The sequence below is a fragment of the Mycoplasma sp. 125 genome, from assembly GCF_051549845.1.
Lineage (GTDB): Bacteria > Bacillota_I > Bacilli_A > Mycoplasmatales > Metamycoplasmataceae > Metamycoplasma.
On the sequence record NZ_CP196079.1, the window covers coordinates 1 to 19,415 of the forward strand.

At 24.8% G+C, this 19,415-nt stretch carries 18 protein-coding genes and 2 tRNA genes; 13 read left to right on the top strand and 7 right to left on the bottom strand.

Going from position 1 to position 19,415, the window contains the following annotated elements:
* Positions 1–16: 16 nt before the first annotated feature.
* From dnaA to ACSH4Z_RS00015, 3 genes are read left to right on the top strand one after another with little or no spacing between them, the layout of a single operon-like run.
* The gene (dnaA, locus tag ACSH4Z_RS00005) at positions 17–1,378 is read left to right on the top strand and encodes a chromosomal replication initiator protein DnaA (RefSeq protein ID WP_438340586.1); all 1,362 of its coding nucleotides are present in this window, start codon (positions 17–19) and stop codon (positions 1,376–1,378) included.
* A 21-nt stretch (positions 1,379–1,399) separates the two neighbouring features.
* A complete protein-coding gene (dnaN, locus tag ACSH4Z_RS00010) occupies positions 1,400–2,497 on the top strand; it encodes a DNA polymerase III subunit beta (RefSeq protein WP_438340587.1) in 1,098 nt (365 codons plus the stop codon).
* Positions 2,497–2,715: an RNA-binding S4 domain-containing protein gene (locus ACSH4Z_RS00015; RefSeq protein ID WP_438340588.1), complete on the top strand. Its 219-nt coding sequence runs from the start codon at positions 2,497–2,499 to the stop codon at positions 2,713–2,715. The genes dnaN and ACSH4Z_RS00015 overlap by 1 nt, the downstream gene beginning before the upstream one ends.
* Positions 2,716–2,783: 68 nt before the next feature.
* Here ACSH4Z_RS00015 and ACSH4Z_RS00020 read toward each other — a convergent pair whose 3' ends face one another.
* Positions 2,784–3,557, bottom strand: coding sequence for an MAGa3780 family membrane protein (locus ACSH4Z_RS00020; RefSeq protein ID WP_438340589.1), 774 nt, complete (start codon positions 3,555–3,557; stop codon positions 2,784–2,786).
* 253 nt (positions 3,558–3,810) lie between these two features.
* Here ACSH4Z_RS00020 and rpmB point away from each other — a divergent pair, with 253 nt between their 5' ends.
* The 4 genes from rpmB (at position 3,811) to rsmA (ending at position 6,325) form a co-directional block, all read left to right on the top strand.
* Positions 3,811–4,008, top strand: coding sequence for a 50S ribosomal protein L28 (rpmB, locus tag ACSH4Z_RS00025; RefSeq protein WP_438340590.1), 198 nt, complete (start codon positions 3,811–3,813; stop codon positions 4,006–4,008).
* A 73-nt stretch (positions 4,009–4,081) separates the two neighbouring features.
* A complete protein-coding gene (locus tag ACSH4Z_RS00030) occupies positions 4,082–4,780 on the top strand; it encodes a phosphorylase family protein (RefSeq protein ID WP_438340591.1) in 699 nt (232 codons plus the stop codon).
* Between the two features lie 6 nt (positions 4,781–4,786).
* Positions 4,787–5,551, top strand: coding sequence for a TatD family hydrolase (locus ACSH4Z_RS00035; protein WP_438340592.1), 765 nt, complete (start codon positions 4,787–4,789; stop codon positions 5,549–5,551).
* A gap of 3 nt (positions 5,552–5,554) precedes the next feature.
* Entirely contained in the window at positions 5,555–6,325 is a 771-nt protein-coding gene (gene rsmA / locus ACSH4Z_RS00040; RefSeq protein ID WP_438340593.1) for a 16S rRNA (adenine(1518)-N(6)/adenine(1519)-N(6))-dimethyltransferase RsmA, read from the top strand.
* A gap of 249 nt (positions 6,326–6,574) precedes the next feature.
* Here the strand turns inward: rsmA and ACSH4Z_RS00045 are convergent, their stop codons facing one another.
* The 6 genes from ACSH4Z_RS00045 to ACSH4Z_RS00070 form a co-directional block, all read right to left on the bottom strand.
* The gene (locus tag ACSH4Z_RS00045) at positions 6,575–7,372 is read right to left on the bottom strand and encodes a dimethylarginine dimethylaminohydrolase family protein (protein WP_438340594.1); all 798 of its coding nucleotides are present in this window, start codon (positions 7,370–7,372) and stop codon (positions 6,575–6,577) included.
* A gap of 119 nt (positions 7,373–7,491) precedes the next feature.
* Positions 7,492–7,568: transfer RNA gene (locus tag ACSH4Z_RS00050), tRNA-Arg, on the bottom strand.
* 6 nt (positions 7,569–7,574) lie between these two features.
* Positions 7,575–7,649 (bottom strand) — tRNA-Cys (locus tag ACSH4Z_RS00055).
* A 168-nt stretch (positions 7,650–7,817) separates the two neighbouring features.
* Positions 7,818–7,958, bottom strand: coding sequence for a hypothetical protein (locus ACSH4Z_RS00060; protein WP_438340595.1), 141 nt, complete (start codon positions 7,956–7,958; stop codon positions 7,818–7,820).
* Complete coding sequence (locus ACSH4Z_RS00065; protein WP_438340596.1) at positions 7,931–8,353, bottom strand: hypothetical protein; 423 nt, start codon at positions 8,351–8,353, stop codon at positions 7,931–7,933. The genes ACSH4Z_RS00060 and ACSH4Z_RS00065 overlap by 28 nt, the downstream gene beginning before the upstream one ends.
* Positions 8,354–8,668: 315 nt before the next feature.
* Positions 8,669–9,130 (bottom strand): hypothetical protein, encoded by a 462-nt coding sequence (locus ACSH4Z_RS00070; protein ID WP_438340597.1) that lies wholly within the window; start codon positions 9,128–9,130, stop codon positions 8,669–8,671.
* Positions 9,131–9,178: 48 nt separating this feature from the next.
* Here ACSH4Z_RS00070 and ACSH4Z_RS00075 point away from each other — a divergent pair, with 48 nt between their 5' ends.
* The 6 genes from ACSH4Z_RS00075 (at position 9,179) to ACSH4Z_RS00100 (ending at position 19,129) form a co-directional block, all read left to right on the top strand.
* Positions 9,179–9,418, top strand: coding sequence for a hypothetical protein (locus ACSH4Z_RS00075; RefSeq protein WP_438340598.1), 240 nt, complete (start codon positions 9,179–9,181; stop codon positions 9,416–9,418).
* Positions 9,419–9,563: 145 nt separating this feature from the next.
* Positions 9,564–9,842 (top strand): hypothetical protein, encoded by a 279-nt coding sequence (locus tag ACSH4Z_RS00080; RefSeq protein ID WP_438340599.1) that lies wholly within the window; start codon positions 9,564–9,566, stop codon positions 9,840–9,842.
* A 534-nt stretch (positions 9,843–10,376) separates the two neighbouring features.
* On the top strand, positions 10,377–14,162 hold the full coding sequence (locus ACSH4Z_RS00085; protein WP_438340600.1) for an AAA domain-containing protein: 3,786 nt from the start codon (positions 10,377–10,379) through the stop codon (positions 14,160–14,162).
* Positions 14,152–16,167 carry a hypothetical protein gene (locus ACSH4Z_RS00090; RefSeq protein ID WP_438340601.1) on the top strand — a complete coding sequence of 672 codons (2,016 nt, stop codon included), beginning with the start codon at positions 14,152–14,154 and terminating at the stop codon, positions 16,165–16,167. The genes ACSH4Z_RS00085 and ACSH4Z_RS00090 overlap by 11 nt, the downstream gene beginning before the upstream one ends.
* Positions 16,167–17,132, top strand: a complete 966-nt coding sequence (locus tag ACSH4Z_RS00095) for a hypothetical protein (protein WP_438340602.1) — start codon at positions 16,167–16,169, stop codon at positions 17,130–17,132. Before ACSH4Z_RS00090 ends, ACSH4Z_RS00095 begins: the two co-directional genes overlap by 1 nt.
* A 2-nt stretch (positions 17,133–17,134) precedes the next feature.
* On the top strand, positions 17,135–19,129 hold the full coding sequence (locus tag ACSH4Z_RS00100; protein WP_438340603.1) for an AAA family ATPase: 1,995 nt from the start codon (positions 17,135–17,137) through the stop codon (positions 19,127–19,129).
* Positions 19,130–19,415: the final 286 nt, after the last annotated feature.

The window sequence follows — 19,415 nt, forward strand, 5'->3', positions numbered from 1 at the left end:
TATAATTTATATTTATATGAAATACCAAGAAGCTCAATTGAATCTAAATGTAGAGAATAAAATACTTCAAAATGAACTTAAAAATAACTCTAGCGATGAAATGGTTTATGAAACTTTTTTTTCTCGTCTTCAACTAATTAGTACCGATGAAAATAATGCTTATATTTTAGCACCAACATATATTATTGATTATGTTAAACAAACATATCTTCAAACTATTCAACGAGCAGTAATTAATACACTAGAAAAAAAATTAGTAGTTGTTTTGATTTCATCTATAAATGAAATAAAAAAGATCATTGATAATGAGGAAGCTCATAAGTTCATTAATTCTGAAAAGATAACTAATGTTAAAAATGATTTAACGTTTAGCAATTATTTTATTGGCAACTTTAACAAGATAACTTTTAAGGCGGTTAAACAAATTTGTAATGAATATAACGATAGTTTTAATCCCTTGTTCATTTATTCGAGTAGCGGGTTAGGCAAGACACATTTATTACATGCTATTGGCAATGAATTTAAGAAGAAAAATAAAACATGTTTATACATTAATCCGGACAATCTAACCCGAAAGTTAGTGGAACAACTTAAATCAAGAAATCAAGAGCAAATTAATAAAATTGTTGACGAACTGACTTCTTATGATTGTTTAATGTTTGATGATGTCCAACAATACGGTAATAAAGAAAGCACCTTAAATGTTTTATTTAATATTATTAACACAATGAAGACACAAAAAAATCAAATTATTTTTTGTGCTGATAAGCAACCGAACCAACTTGGCGGCTTTGAGCAAAGATTCCTGACAAGATTTGAGGGCGGTCTAATAACTGAAATTAATGATTTAAGTGTTGAGGATGTTATTAGTATTTTGAAATTTAAACTTAAAGAGAATGATGTAAACCCTGATTTATGAGAAGAGGAATCATTTAGATATATAGCAAGAAACTTTTCTTCATCAATTAGAGCGCTTGAAGGAGCAATAAGTCGCATAAAATTATTTGCTGATGGTGATGATTTCTTTACATATGATTTAAGGACAATTCAAAATATATTTAAAAATGTCACAAAAGCTGCTGAAACAATAACCCCTGAAAAAATTATTGAAACAGTAAGTAAATACTATGGCATTGATAAAAAGAAAATATCTAGCCCAACAAGAGTTAAAGAAGTTGTAATGCCTCGAAAAATAGTTATTTATTTATTGAAACATAATTTTGATTTTACTTTGAAGGAAATAGGAAAGATTGTCGGGGATCAAGCACACTCTACTGTTATTGCTTCTTTGAACTGAGTTGATGCTAATTTACAAAGTAATTCTGCTATAAAAACTGCTATTGAAAAAATTCAAAATACATTAAAAAAAGTAATATAACAATTTAAGGAGTAAGATTTCATGGAATTAAAGATTAATAAACTTTTATTAGATGCTGCTATCGAAAGGGTGGCAAAAGCAATAGATGCCAATCCTTTTATGCCAGAATTAAAAGGCATATTACTTAGTGCTGAAGGAAATAAAATTACATTAATTGGATCAAACGGATCAATCAGCATTAAACACGACATAAATGTATCGCTTGATGCTGAAATTATTCTTCCTGGCAAAATTCTTGTTGATCTTTCATTATTTAGAAACATAGTCAAAAAGTTAGATAACGATATTATTTTGAAATCAAAGGAAAATACTCTTGAATTAATCACTGAAAACGAACGTTTTTCAATAAATTTATATAATCTTTTTGAATATCCAGTTATTGATTTTTCTGTTTATGGTGACCAAGTTAAAATTAGTTGACAAAAACTGAAAAATATGGTAAAAAATGTTTCTGTTTCAGCTTCGACACTTGAAACAAATATTATTTTATGTTGTATCAATATATCTGCTCAAAATAACCAGTTTAAATTAGTTGCAACCGACAAATACCGTTATGCTGAAGAAATTGCTGAAATTGCTGATGATGTTAATTTTAATATATCAATACTTGCTAAGAATTTAAAAGATGTTTTGAATTTTGATTATAGTGGTGATGTTATTTTGAATATTTCAGATCAAAAAATATTATTTGAGTTAGACGGAACAGTGATCGAATCAAAAGTCGTTGACCAAGTTTATATTGACGTATCTAGAATTATTCCGAAATCATTTGCTTATGAATTGATCATTACTAAAAAGGAGCTAAATAGTTTATTAAACAAGGCATCGGTTATTATTTCAGAAAATTATAATAAGATTAGATTACATATTAATGACAATATTTTAACAATATCATCCACACGTGATGAGATAGCTAATGCCGAGATTAAGACACAAAAATTTAGCTATAATGATAGTGAGCTTAAATTAGCGTTGAATTCAAAATTTTTAAAAGATGCTATTCAAAGTTTTGATGATGAGATAAAGCTATCATTCACTGCTGATAAGATGCGAATTGTTATAACATCACAATCAAATCCTAAACTTTATCATTTAATTACACCGCAAAGAGGTTTTTAATGAAAATTGAAATTTACGGAAGTGAAATTAAATTGGGTCAATTTCTCAAAAAAATAAACCTTTGTCGCACCGGCGGAATGGCTAAAATATTTTTGTCATTTCATAAGGTAAAAATAAACGATAGAATCCCTAAAGGCCGAAATGCCACTATTAGAGTAGGCGACACAGTTTGAATTGATGATCAAATCTATTTAATAAGAGAAGCGATTAATGAATAACAGCCTAATAAGTATCCAAAATTAAAAACCAACGGAAGTTGGTTTTTAAAAATTTAATTAAATAATTTCTACTTATTTTCAGAAATATTTATGCATTTTGATTGTTGAAGATTTTTATTTTTGCGGCTTATGTATTTAATTCTATATACTGCCTTTCAAAAAGCACATAGGGCAATTGGGATAACAAATCCTAAAGCGAAAATTAATATATCTAAAACAATAATTATTCCTTTATTATTTCCTTTATAAAAGAAAGGATTTTTAAAATCTAGAAATGTATAAATAATAACACCATGATTTTCCTTAATTTTATTAAATGTTGCAAAGTACAAAATAAATGCAAACATGAAGTATCCAAATAAAATTAGCATTGCTGTTAAAATTGTTTTAAAAGTTATTTTTATTTGTTTTTTAATTAGAAATAAACCAATAAAACCAAGGGTAGGATTAATTGCATGAGTTGTTAGGGATTTGATTGCATTAACTCAGTTTTCCCATGTTTCCCTTCGATATGAGATTAAGGTTCAATAAATTAAAAAAGTAACTGTAATTAATACAACAGAGATAAAAAACATTTGTTTTGCTTTTTCATTTTCTGGTTTTAGTGCCACTGAAATTAGGGTTGCAGCTAATAAAAAGTTTGATAAATAGGTAAAATAAAATAATGATGAAAAACGTTTAAAAACTAAATATAAAGTTGGTATTTCATTGTCAAAATTGTCCTTTTCTTTGTATGAAAGAATATTAAGGATCAAAAAACCTAGTGATGTTAATCCCACAAAAATGCCAAAAATTAAGTTAATAGTATTGTTTTTGCTAAGTTTATTTTTTGCTTCTAGCATATAATATACCTCCGTAATTAACTGTGTAAAATTATAATAAAATAAAATTTTCATATTACTTAAAAAAATAATTATTAACTTTAAAGTGCTATTAAAGTAATATTGCAAAATAAGTGTCTCTAAAAATGGCAAAAACAGGTAATTTAGTTTATTTAATTTATTTTCTAAATGTGAATATGAACAAAAATTAAAAAAAAAATTAATTTAATATAAAATATTAAAGATACTGTTTTACAAAATTAAGGAGATAATAATGCCAGGAAGAGATCAATTAACAGGTCAAAAACCATTGAGTGGAAACAAGAGATCACATGCTTTGAATACCTCAAAAAGAACATTTGACCTTAACTTGCAAAAAGTAACTGTTTTAACTGAAAATGGCACAAAGAAAACTGTTAGAGTAACAGCAAAAAATGCTAGAACTTTAAAAAAATACGGTTTAGTAGCTTAATTCATATGTATAATAAGTTCTTGGAATTCCCAAGAATTTTTTATTATAAATTATTATATTATAAGGAAATAAAATGAAAAAAATTAGCCTATTTGTTGTTGCTGAAAAAGGTGAGATAGATATTTTAAATAATATTTTCTTTTTAGAAGATAATTTATTTGAAAATGAGAATACAAGCTTACATTTGTGCTTATCAAATTATTCAAAAAAAGAATTTGCATTATTGTATTGCGGTGTTGGTAAGGTTAATTCCTCATTTAGCTTAACACAAAGCATTGCTAAGTTAAAAGAAAAAGATTATCAGGTTGAAAAGATTGTTAATATTGGGCCGGCGGGTTGCATTTTAGATGTTAATGTTGGTGATGCTTTTATCATTGAAAATTCATATTATTTTGATGTTGATCTTACTAAATTACCTAATTACAAGCTAGGCCAATTACCTAATAATCAATACAAGTTTATGACAAATTCCATTTTATCTAAGGAAGTTAATAGCATTTTAGGTCTAAAAAACACTGATTTATTGTCTGCTGATAGGTTTTTTTCTAAAAATGATATTGAAAAAATTAAGGATAATTTTGAAAATATTGGGATCTTAGATATGGAGGCTTGTGCTTTAATACATTGCGCTAATTTATTAGGAATAAGAATTGCTGTTATAAAGGTAGTGTCAGACTTCTTACATAAAAATGAAAATTTTTATATTACTAAAAAAAGTGTATGAAAAGAGAAAATATTTTTAATTTTTAAACAATTATTGGAGGAGTTATAAAATAAAATGAAATACGTAGACGTCCATACCCATCCTTTTAAGGAATATTATGATGAACCATATAGTGTTATTTTAGATTGAAAAAAGCAAGATATGGAAAAGCTTTTTATTGTAGGCACTTCGAAAAATGATTCAGTTGAAGTTATTAATTTATGCAAAAAAGATAAAGAATTTTTACACCCGATTATCGGGATTCATCCTACTGAAGCAGTTGGAAGTAGCGATGGCAATTTTATTGAGTCTATCATCAATGATGATGTTATTGCTATTGGTGAAATTGGACTTGATTATCATTATGATAATTCTCCAAGTAAAGAAATTCAGAAGGAAAGTTTTATTTCACAATTAAATGTAGCTAGAAAACATGGCATTTCTGCAATGCTTCATGTTCGTGAAGCCTTAGACGATGCTTTTGAAATAATTAAGAATTCTGAATTTAATGATATAAATATTATTTTTCATTCCTTTAGTGGGGATCTTGATTTTGTTAAGAAAACATTGCCTTATAAAAATATATATTATTCAATTTCTGGCGTAGTAACATTTAAAAATGCAAGAGCTTTACAAGAAGCTGTTATTAATATTCCTATTGATAGAATTTTGTGTGAAACAGATACACCATATTTAGCGCCAACACCGATGCGCGGTAAACCAAATATTAGTCCATATGTCAAATATACATACCAATTTATTGCCAATCTTAAGGGTATAGATGAGGAGTTACTTGTAAAGCAGGTAAGACTAAATGTTAGAAAGGTTTTTGGTGTATAGAAAATGCAAATAAGGGCTAAAAAAAGTTTTGGGCAAAATTTTTTAATTAATAAAAAAATTCAACAAAAAATCGTTGAATCAGCTGACGTGGAAAATGAAAACGTTATTGAAATTGGGCCTGGTTTGGGGGCGATTACAAACTTGTTGATTGATAAGGTAAAAAGTCTTGAAGCATATGAATTAGATAAAGATTTATATGATATATGAATTAACAAGGAAGTACCAAAAAATATTAAGTTTTTAAATAAAGATTTTTTAGATGCTGATTTGGTCTCAAAATTTAAAAAAGTCGTTGTCGGTAATATTCCTTATAATATTACATCTCCCATTATATTTAAATTAATTGATAATTATAAATATGTTAAACATGCTGTTATAATGGTGCAAAAAGAAGTGGGGGATAGATTAATTGCAAAGCCTAATTCAAAAACCTATTCTAAATTAAGTGTTGCGCTTCAAAGTATTGCTAATGTTTCAAAGGTTATTGTTGCAAAACCTTCTGATTTTAATCCCAGCCCAAAGGTTGATTCGATGGTTGTAAGAATTGATTTTGCTGATAATATAGATTTTGAATTATCGCCCTTTTTAGATTTTTTAAAATTATGTTTTCAATTCAAGAGAAAAACATTAATTAATAATTTGATATTAAAATATAATAAAAGCACTGTTTTATTAATATTAAAGAGATTGAATATTCATCCAATGTCTAGACCTGAAAATATTGGTGTAAATGACTATAAAAAGCTCTTTTTTGAGTTTTTAAATTGTTTTTAATCAAAGTTATTAATAAAAAAAATATATGCTTTATAATTAAATTATATTTCATAAAAAAAATATATTAGCATGCAACCCACAAGCATGCTTTTATTTTTTATTTCAACACATTTTGATCACTTTATTTAATATAAAGAAGTACCTATTAAACATATAAATTATGTTTTGATATATATGTAACAATAATTTTCATTGCTTTATTTTATATTTAAAACATTAAGAAACTGGGTTTGAACCCAGTTTAGTGTTTTAAAATCTTAACGATAAGCAACTTAGTCCGCCATCTAATTTTTTATATTCAGATGTATCACAAGTAATAACCCTGTAAATTCCTAAATCTTGAATTGCTTTTAGAGTATGTGGATATCCTTCTGGTACAATCACTGTCTCATTAACTCAAATGCAATTAGCAGCATATGCTTCGCTTTTATCAACAATAATTTGATTAAATTCTTTAAATGTTGGGTAGTGTATAAATTCCCCAGAAATTAACAGATTATTATGTTCTAGATAATTAACGCCAGTCTTTAGATGTAGCATTTCTGTCATAGGAACTGGAATGCATTTTTTTCCTACACTAGCTAAAATATTATGAAATTGTCGAATACCTTCGCGGTTTGTTCTATCAGACATACCAACGTAATAAGTATCTTTAACCATCATAACATCACCACCATCAAGCGTTCCAGGGGCTTCGATTTTAAAAATGTGGTCTTTGTCAAAGAATTTTTCTAGATATGTCAGCATTTCATATTTTTCGCCATTACGTGATGCTGCACCAGGATTAGATAATATTGCAATTTCTCCTGTAACAATTACAGCTGTGTCTTCAACAAAACATGAGTCAGGAAAATCTTCATTTTTTGGACAAATGGTAACATTTACGCCGCAGCTTTTTAAAGCATCAATATATTTTTCGTGTTGAATTAGAGCTAGACTATAAATTGGCTTCCCTAATTCAGGAGCCGATGTTATTCCCATTGTCATTGAAGAAGCTGGTGTCTTAACTATAACATTTTTAAATTTATCTTTCATTTGATCTTTCATTTTTAAGTACTCCTAAAATTAAGTAGTTGTGAATTAATTGTATTTTATTCACAATTTAATTTTATCTAATGAAATAAATAAAAAAACGCATTCGCGTTTTTTTGGTCATTTTATTGAAATGGCGCGCCCGGCAGGAGTCGAACCCGCAACCTCTTGGGCCGTAACCAAACACTCTATCCAATTGAGCTACGGGCGCATTAAATGGAGCCACCAACCGGATTCGAACCGGTAATCAAGGTGTTGCAGACCTATGCCTTGGCCATTTGGCTATGGTGGCAACACTATATATTGCTTTATAATTATAAACTTTTTATTATTTTTTTTAACAATATTTGTAAATTCATTAATTAGCATGAAAAATGACCCACCAATATTTTGAACTTGTTTAATTATACATTTTGCATAATTTCTAATAAAAAAATAGTTCTACTAGGAATAGAATAATTTATAAAATTGCAATTTTATTTATATCTCTTCTTATTTTTTCTAAATCTTCATTAATTGATCGCATTAAATCTATTTCTCTTTGTGAAATAAGGCCAGTTTTAACAAAAGATTCTAAAATTTCTGTTTTTTTAGATAACATTTGATTGTAGTAATATCCGGCTTCTTGATGTTTCACAATTTTTTTAACCACCGATATTTCAAGAGGAAGCTTTTTACTATTGCTATTTTCTCATACATTTGAATGTCATTTTCATTTAATTCAAAAGCTTTATATCTTTTATTGTTTATGTGAAAATAGTATTGTTGATCTGCACCGATCATAAAAGTTGCATCATTTTTTGATGTGACTTTTATTTTTTGATTTTTTTCATTTTTAGGAATATATTTTTTATTTTTAAATGTTACAATTCCATTAAAAATTTGTTTTTTAATTGGCAAATCAAAATAAGCTTCAAGAGTTGCACTGTTTGGTTTTCTAAATTCATTTTTTTCAGAATCGGTAATTGATTTTCTTGTTTTTATATCATTAAGCATTGCAATAATTTCGTGTCTATATTTATTAGCGTCTTGGTTTGTTTTAATATTTCTATCTTTTAAAAATATCGGAATTCTATTATGTGTAATTCTCTAAAAACTTTCTATATGTGGCTCTTCATTAGGTACTGATGTTGTTATAAATTCAGTAGCTAATTTTGTGACTGTATTATATAAAATAGCGCTAGATTCAGAGCTATTATGAAAATTCATTCTATTATCGCTAATTATTACTTTCGGTATCTCGTATTTACTGATTTTCTTTTTGAGATTATGGTTGGTTTTTCAATCTTTTCTTTAGGCAAAATATTTGGTTTATAAGGTATATATTTTTTGACAAAAGTTTTTTCTTTTTATTGTATTTTTATGAGCAAAAGCACTTAGAAATCCGCTTTGTGTAAGTTTTCTTGTTAATTGGCTATATGATATTTTTGCATTAGCTATTCTCTCATAAAAACAAACACTAAGACATATATGAATTACAAGAACTATTTTTGTTCCAACAATTATTTTTTGCTTTCATATTTTTTCATAATTGATAATTAAATCATTACTGTAAATCTTTTTTCTATCGCCTCATTGATTGCCATGTGCTAAGTTAACTTCTTTTTTGCATAATTTAGCATTTCTTAATTTTTGTTTTAATCTTTTTATGGTTGATATTGAACATTTTGCCTTTAAGGATAATCGCTTATTTGTTAAATTGGAATATGTAGTTATAACATCTAATTTTTGCTTTCTATTTAATTGAAAATAGTTTAATTCTATTTCATGCATAATAAGACCACCTATAACATTTTACTATATATGTTAGGCGGCTCGTTTTTGTTGCGATTTAACGGTTTAAAAATTTTAAGAAATGAAGCTATATCTGTTTTTAATGGAGTAAATTTAAATAAAGCAAAAGGTATTTTGTTTTACATTCCGACTTTATGAGAGATTTATTTAGAAGAATTTTTAAAATCTGATGAATATACTCTTTTTTCTCAATATAAAATTAAAATTATAGATTACAGTGGAGATAGAATATTCAAACAGACAACATTGCCTGATTATGTTTTTTAGCAATGATAATAAGCAAAAACCTTTCATGATTTTAGATGCAAAATTCAAAGAGGCATGAAGTAATATTATTTTAAAAATGGTTCTTTTAGTGATGTATTGAATGATTATGATAAATGTATAAGGGATATGGTGTCAATCAATTGCCATGCTAGCGGCGTTATTTTTTCCAAGTAATCATAAATTATCATTAAGCCCCGAAGCTTTTGTTGAACATTTTATTAGTAAATTCAATAATGTTGATAAATTTTATACATTTCCGGTTTTTATTCCTTTTCCATCTAATGATTATAATTTGTGATTAAAAGACTTTAAAAATAACTTTAATAAGACATCATTGTTTGTTAAGTCATATATTATCAAAGAAAAAATATATATTCAAGATACAGAAATAATTTCAAAGCAAGCAGAAGAATTAAGAACATAAGTTATATAAAATAAAATTAAACTTTTAACATGTATATAGTTAATTTAATTTAATAATGTTTTTAATTTGTATTATTGATATCTTTGTTCTTGATTATCAAAATAAAAAAAATAGTAATAGGAGTTTTTAATTAGTATTTTTATGATTGTATTTATCCTTAATTGTTATTCAAAACTATAATAAAATATTTTAAATATTAAGTTAAGCTTATTTTTTATTTTTAACAAATAATTTCATTTTTATGGTTGATATTAAAACTTAGAAATTTAGATTATAATTAGTATTTTTTTATATGAATACTAGTTTTTATTTATAATTAAAATACTATGAATTTTAGAATTCTCTCTCTCTCTCTCTCTTATAATCTATTTAAGAAAAAAGGAAGTCAATGAATAATATTGCCACAAATATAGTGGCTTTTTTCCTATCGAATAGAAATGTTGTTTTCAATAATCTATTTATTTAATGATAAAGATTTTAAACAATTAAAAAGCATTAAAGAATTCTAATAATTTAACTATATAAAGGGGCGTTATGAAACTTATATTAAACATTTTAAATAAATGTGATATATCTCATGCAGAATTAATTAATGCTAACGGCGTATTGAGAAAACAAGATTTTCAATTAACTTTTGGTAAAAGAGAAGTTCGCGGCAAAAAAATAACAATTTTAAACCAATTAGAAAAAGAATTAGAAAGTAAGAAATTAAATACAAAAGAAAAATTAGATTATAAAAAACTATTTAAATTTCTTAATGAAGGCGAAAATTTAAATTTTTATACGTGTGGTCTTTCTAGGGTATATTTAAAAGAAGATAATGACGTATATGACGAACTTATTAGAATCTCGAAAGACGAAAAGCTAACTCACAAAGAGTATGAAAATTTTTTAGTTGCAGTCCAAACTAAAGATTTGTCAAATTTAAAAATTAAAGGTATAGAAGTTGATGGCAACGCTATTAATCTATTTTTCAAGTTAACAATAACTAGAGAAATGAATAATATTGAGAACTCAATTATAAATTTCGAGTTACAAAGAATAAATATTTCCAATTATAATTTAGCAATTAGCAAAATTAATAGCAAACTTAATAAAATTGATGGAATTCAATTTGTATGTGATAGTGATAACAAATGTAACTCGCCAACTTGTAATAATTCAAAATCAATATCAATACAAATAATAAAAAGCGTTTTGCAAAATACTAAATCGATTTTTAAGAAAAATGAAGATTCTTTAAAATTGAATGATATTGAGAGATATTTTAGATTATTTTCAGAATTTTATAACAATATGAAAAATTCTGACGCTGCATTTTTCTTGAATTTGTCAGATAAGGATATTATTTTAGAGAAAAAACAAAACGAAAAAGACAATATTATTAATTTTGATAATAATTATTTATATTTATTTCAAAAAGATAATTTTAATGTTTTGGGACATAAAAAAGACTGAAATCTTTCAGATATTCATTCAAGGGGAAGTTTGTTTGATTCGCTTAAAATAACATTTAAGTTTTACGAAGAAAAAACAGAAGATAAAAATGAGCTGAAAAATAGACAAAAAAGAGATTTAAAAAGCTACAACTTCGATAAAAATGTGGAAAAAATTGATGAAAATATTAATGCTATAAATAAAGAAATTCAAGAAATTAGTATCAACGTAGATAACTTTAACAAAGATATTAAAACATATAATGGCAGAATAAGAGATATTCAAAATTTAATCGATGAATATAAAATCTCAATTAGAAAAAAAGCACCTATATTATCTGATGATTTAATAAAAAAACAAAGTCTTAAAACTATTGAAAAAGAAAAAGAAGAAATTAAAAGTAAAATCAAAGAAAAAGAAAAAATAATTTATGAATATATAAATGAAAAAAATAAATTAATAGATAAACAAAATGAATTAAATAAGAAAATTAATTCCAAGAATGAAGAAATAAGCAAACAAAAATTACTTAAAAAAGAATATCAAAATTTGATAAACAAAATTGATAATGAAAACTATCTTGTTAAAAGAGTAAAATCGATAAAAATAGACCCTAAAACCAAAGATGATGTATCAATTGAAATAGAACCCTATTTTAAAAATAATAATTGAAAAAGATATCAATTATCAACTATTAATATTGGCGAAAAGACAATAATAACCAGATCACATAATTCTATTAAAAATTTATTTAAAGGTTATATAAAAGAACCTTCATTTTTAGCATCATTAATTGAGCCATTAACGGTGAAAATAGATGAAAATAGCAAAGCCGTTGATGATATTAATAATTTTATCTCTAAATATAATTTGAACGAAAAACAAGCTTTGGCCTTTAAAAAAGCAATTTTTTCTGATGCATTATTCTTATTGCAAGGTCCTCCAGGAACTGGAAAAACTCAAGTGATATCAGCTTTAATTGATTACTATCAATATAAAAATCAGAATATTATGCTAACCTCTTCAACACATGAGGCTATTGATAATGTTTTTGATAGATTTGCTAAATTAAGTCCAATAAATCCTAATGTTTTTGCAATAAAAGTGTCAAGTGGAAATAGGGCAAATAATATAAATCCTTATTCAAAAGAAAATTTATCTAATCGTTATATAAAAGCATTAATATCCGAAGAGAATTTATTGAATCAAGCTAACTCAACTAATAATAAAGTACTTGAATTATGCAATGATATTGATAAAGATGTTAAAGAAAATAATATGAGAATCTGAAATCTATTTATTAGAAAAATAATAGTAGATGGAAAGAAAATCGAAGAATTTGAAGAGTCATTAGAAGATCATTTCTTCATGTCAGAAGATGGCGGTGTTTCTGATAAAAAAAACTCTAGGAAAATTATTGATATTTTAGAAAAATATGACTATTTAAAAATTGGAAAAGAACTAAAAAAATTAGGAATAGATTCGCTGGAAAAAATATCTAACTATATAAAAGAAGTGGAGAATAAAAATACTAATAATTTTTGTAATTCTGAAGTTTTATCTAAAATAAAAAGCAAGTTAAACATTGCGATTGAACTTAATGACTTAAAAGACCAATATGAAGGTTTCTATTGAAATGAAAAATTAGTGGATGTTTTATTTGATAATGAATTAGTTAATTTATTTGGTTTGACAACTACATCAAGTAGTGAAATTGAACATAATGGCAATTTTGTTGACTTGACAACAGATTATAAAATTGATTTGACAATCATGGATGAAACTTCGAAATCAAATTTATTTGAAATAATAAATAGATGTTTACAATCAGGTAAATCAATTTTATGCGGTGATGCTTATCAATTACCTCCTACTGTTGATTTTTCAGAAGAATTATACAATTGAGTGATAGAAAAAGAACTTGGCCCAGATAATGTTGATAAAAAAATGCAAAATGATATTGTTAATAAAATTAATGATGCATTGGCATATCCTTATTTTAATGAAAAAATAAAAGAATTAACGAATATGCCGAATGGCAATTCATTGTCTTATGAATTTTTAGATATGCAACATAGATTCCCGGCTGAAATTTGTCATTTTATAAATGTTTTATATAAACAAAAAAATCAGGAACTTAAAACATTTAACAAAAATGCCGATTTTAAAAAATATAGCAATATAACTAGCAAGCTAAATTTGATAGATACTTACATTCTTCCAATAAAATACATTAATGATATAAAACAATTTGATAATAAATTTAACCTTGTTAATAATTTTGATCACAATATGCTAATTGAAGATGGCTTTATACCAATTTCATTTATTAAAAAATTTAATCAAAGTACACTAGACACTAGAATGAATCAATATAATGCGATTGTAACATTTAAAATAATTCAAAAATTAATTAATGATTTAGAAAATAATGGAATAAATATTAAAAATGAAAAATCAAAAATCGGAGTTATTGCTTTGACTAGAAATCAGGCAATTGTTATTAGAGGAATTATTCAATCTAAATATCCAGATTTATATACTAAATATATTGCAACGAGATCAATAGTAATTGATACGATTGATAACTTTCAAGGTAGAGAATGCGAATTTATTATTGTTGACTTAGTGAGATCGGAAAATAAAGGAACAGAGGAAACTCCTAATAAACGTAATACCAACTTTTTAAACGATGAAGCTAGACTGAACGTTGCTTTTAGTCGAACAAAAAATATTTTAATTGTTGTCGGTGATTTTTCATATTATAAAAATTCTAGCCAAGGCTTAACTGTATTGAAAAAATATATAAATCATTATTTGCAAAACAAAGATTCTTTTGTAACCCCAGAAGAATTTATAGGAGAGGAATATAATGAATGATAAGATAAAAATTAAACTTAATTTTCCGGTTATTCAAAAACGGGTTGAATTTACGTATCGTGAAATAGAAAAAATGGAAAATTATTATAAATTGATATTGATTCCGCTTATTGAATTTAAAAAATTAAATAAGTATATTACTGTAAATGACATATTTAAGGAGTTTTATAACATTAATAGTGATGTGTTAATTCGTAAATTTTGACTATTGATTTTAAGGGATATGCATAACAAAAATATAATAACTATAAATTTTAATTCTTCTGAAAGTAACATTGAGGATTTTGATTTATTAGAAATGGATATTAAAAACATTGACATAAATAAAAAAATTGAAAAATATGTTGAAATGAATAAGTTTTACAGTTTAACTGACCGAGTGATGAAAAAAAACTTCACTTTCTATATTAAGAGTAAGTTTTTATCGGAGAATTATGATAAATACTTTAACACTAAAAATATAGATAAGGCTTGAAATGGCTGCTCTTTTGAAGGCTTTGATAAAAATGAATCGAAAGAAATTGAACAAAAAGTTTCTGAACTTGAATATGATTTTGAAAAAGATGACTCAAAATTAATATTGAAAAAAAGTGTTGAAAATAGTAATGATATTAAGGTAGCATTTTTTGAATCTGATTATCCCTTTTATATTGACAATTCATCAACTATTATTTCTATTAATATAAGACCAATGAATATTGCTCAAAATTACTTTATGGAAGATTTTATAAAGAGTGATTTAATTGATGAACTGAATAATCGTAAATTGTTACATGAGTCTATATTCCCAAATAATACTTTTTTGAGTAATTTTCAAATTAAAGATAGCTCTGAAAAATTAGATATAAAAGAATTCGATATTAATAAATGAATGGTAAAAAAATCTTTCAATCAAAATAATATTGTTGAAGGAAAAAATAATGAAAAGTTTTTGATATTAGATAAAAAAATATTTGACATAAACAAAATAATAGTTGATGTAAAAATTGATGATAATGAAGTTGAAGAAAGTGCAGTAGACTTTTTTATTCCAACTGAAATACCCGAATCAAAATACCTTAAGTTACTTGAAGATATTTATGATAAAAAAATATCACCCACTGATATTATGGCTTCTGCTTTAGAAAAATATCTAGACGAATTTTTAAAAGACGTTAAAGAAAAATCTAACTCTAATTTTGAATTAATTTTAAAGATTTGAACATTTTTAAGTAATTTTAAAACTAAAGATTGATTCAAAGAAATTACTCAACTATTTTCTAATAATGTGTTTTTAGATGTTTTAAATACTATTAAAACTAGCGATGATTTAGATAAATTCATGAGCATTTTAAATAATGGCGAACTTATTTTTAAAAACATTATTAGTAAATACAATATTAATTCAGACAATCTGGATATTTTTAACTTTGTATCTTCATGAAATAACAATATGCTTAGAGAAATTTTTAAAAAACATGTAAATAACCATCATATGTTTGATTTATATAAAGACAATAAATTTAAAGAAACACTATTTTATAACGATTTAAAAAATCATATTTCTGGCGATTTTGAAGATTTAAATAAACAAATTGATTCGGACATTGAGGCTTCAGTTAAATTAAATTATTTAGAAAATTTCAAGAAAAAAGAAGTATATAAAGGTTTATTGGCTATTGACTGTTTAGATTACATTAATGAATATATTTTTAAAAAAGAGGAAGAAATAAAAAACTCTTTAGAATATATTAGAAATAACTTAATTTCTAAAGCTGTATCAATCAGACAAAGACTTGAAAAATTTAAAAAAAATAGTAAAACAACATTTACAAAGTCATTAGAAAAAATAGATCTAAAACTCGCTGAATATTACAAATATTTATCTAATAACTATGCCCATTCTTTTAGAAAAGACACAACTACGGCTGAGTATATTTTTAAAATTAGTAATGAAGAAGTAATAGCCGAAAATAATAAGTTAGATGAAATTAGTGAATATATAAAACAATTCGAGGTTAATAAATAATGAGCCATATAGCAACCGTAACATTGAATTTAAGTCAATTAGAAAAACGAGAATTAGAAAATATTTGTGATAAAAATACTGAACTACTAAATAATATGCTTTTATCTAATGAATATCAAAACAATGGTTTAATAAAAGAAGCTATTAAACAAATTAAGAATGTAAAATCAAATATTAACCAAAAAGTTGAAGTGGATTTAAATTCATACAAAGGATTAAGTTTATACGAATTAGAATATGACAAAATCAATAAATTATTATTGAATATAATTGATACAGTTGATTACAGAAAAATTGATAACTCAATTTCGATAAAAAATTTTAACCATTATGTATATGAATTTGGAAAATTAGCTTATGAAGCAAGAGATTTGATTATAAATAGTGATTTAGAGTTAACTGAAGATAATCTTAATTTAAAAATTAATGAACTAATGAATGCTAAAGCTTCTATTGAAGAATTAAGAAGCTTCAAGAATAATATTTATGCAAAAATAAGCAAAATTAAAAATAACGAATTAAAACAATATTTTGAAGATAAGATAAAAATAATTACAACTAAAAAAGATATTGATGATTTTAAAATTTGATTTAAAGAAAAAAATAATTCGATATTGAAAGCCGCTAAAATAGCAAAACCATTTATTGAGTTTTTAATGACTGAAGAAAAGTATAAATTAGCCGGAAAGCAAATAAAAGTTGTTAATGAAAAGCTTGGCGTAATTTATCTTTTAGAAAATGATTTAGAAGAGCAAGTGATATTTAATGTTTCGCCAGATGGAACAGTTGAATATCAAATTGGCGATTATAAAAGGCATGTATGTTCTAAAACGGCTAATCAGATGCTTGAATATATAACTAAAAATTCGAATATGAATATTGTTAAATATACCATGAATAGAACTTTTGTTGCAACTAAACCTAAATATAGCGCAAAGGAAAAAATAAAAAGATGAGGTAATTAATTATGAATTTAAAAGAAGCAATTACAACGCAATTAAAATTTAAGTTACTAAACAAAAATATAGTAATTTTGAAGGGGAATACTTCTGAGTTTTTATCGCCAAAAGTATTGAATTTACCAATTAAAAAACCCTCTTTAGATAGCATAAATAAGAATCTATTAAAAAGTGAATATTTAGAATTGCTTACTGAATTTTCTAATTTAGATTTTTTAACCTTTAATCAATATTTATTACACTATTTATACCAAGATAAAAATCTTTGTATTGATAATATATATCTTTACAATTCTAATTGAGAAATGAAAAGTGAAATAGTTCATGGTAACATAAAAATTTTTAAAAATAAAGATAATAAAAACGATCTTTGAGAAACTTTTGATGGTATTGAAAAATCAGAAATATTTGATTTTGTAAATATTGATAGTAATGATAATGGTAAAAATGAAGATATTAATTCAAAATTAAAAAACTTAATAATTGAAAAAATTAATAATGATGGTATTGCATCACAAAATTTATTTATCTTAGATTTAGCTGAATCTATTTATAGTGATAAAAACACTCAATTAGATATTGCTAAATTAAATTCATTGATTGATATGTTTACTAATGAAATTAACCAGATAACGCATAAGATTAAACCTTCAAATTTTAAATTAATAATTTTGATAAAAAACGATCAGATATTTAATTCGATACTTTTTAACAATAATCAAGAAATAACTTCTCTAACAATTCCTAATCCTTCATTAGATGAAAGAAAATCTTTTTTTAACATAAGAGGATCTTTATTTAAAAAACTTGATAATAAATTAATAACTAAAAAAGAAATTAGTGACGCAAGTGCAATAACTAATGGACTAACTTTTAGAGAATTATTTCAACTTGAAGTATTTTCTAACAAACTTGATAGTATAAAAGATTTTAAAGAACTATATAGACTGTGTTTTTTTGAAAAGAAAGAATCGGAATGAGAAAAAATTAATGCTGAAAATTTGAACAAATTCTTAGAAGATTTTGACAATAAAGTCAAAGGCCAATCTCATGTTGGCATTAAAATAAAAGACACACTAATTAGAAGTCGGGTAGGATTACAAGGCATTTTGCAAACCTCTGACATTCAGAAAAATTCAAAACCAAAAGGAATTTTATTTTTTGCAGGGCCTACAGGTGTTGGCAAAACCGAATCAGCAAAAGCCTTATCTGAATTTATTTTTAATGACCCAAATCAAATAATTAGATTTGATATGTCAGAATATAACCATGAAGAATCTGATCAAAAACTTTTAGGAGCTGCTCCAGGTTATATAGGTTATGAAGCGGGAGGGACGCTTACTAATGCTGTTTTACAAAAACCGTTTTCTATTTTATTATTTGATGAAATAGAAAAAGCTAATTCAAAAATTTTTGATAAATTCTTACAGATTTTAGAAGATGGCAGATTGACTTCTTCTAAAGGAGAACTAGTTGATTTTTCGGAAACATTTATTATTTTTACTTCAAATATAGGTGCGTCTACAATGCCTAAAGATGAGGACGGTAAAAAAATTCAAGAGCATTTTATTTCAGAAGTTAAAAAATATTTTAGAGATGAGCTAAAAAGACCGGAGATTTTGAATAGAATTGGTATACCAAACATAATTCCTTTTAATAAAATTAGCTCATTAGAAATTAAACTTGACATTATAAAATCTAAAATCAAGAAAATAAAAGAATTTTTATTAAAAGAAAAAAACATAAAATTAATATTCGATGATTCGATTGAAGAATATTATTCATTAGTAGCTAACAATATTGATGATTCGATGGGGGCTCGTTCACTTATTTTATTTTTAGAAACCGATTTAGTAAAAGCAATATCAAATATTATTTTTAAAAATAGAGAACTAATTGAGAAGAAATTATCAAAGTCTGAAGACGAAGACGGTTTAGTGAATCTAAAACTAAAATATGTATCTTCAAATAATAGTCACGGTTTTAAAGAAAAAATACTCTAAAATAAGTCAATTAAAGCAAAATATTTAGGCATTGTACCTAAATATTTTTGTTATTTATTAAATTTACAATAATTAATTTAAAAAGTAATTGATTTATATATTTTAATTTGCGACAATAACATTCAAAACTGAAAAATAGCAATTAATATTTTTGATAATTATGTTACTATTCGACTTTATTTAAAAAACACTCATAATAAAAAAATAATATTAAAAGTAATACACTAAATACTAACATTGTTAATAGCATCGACGTGAATATAATAGTGATGATGTATATTGACAT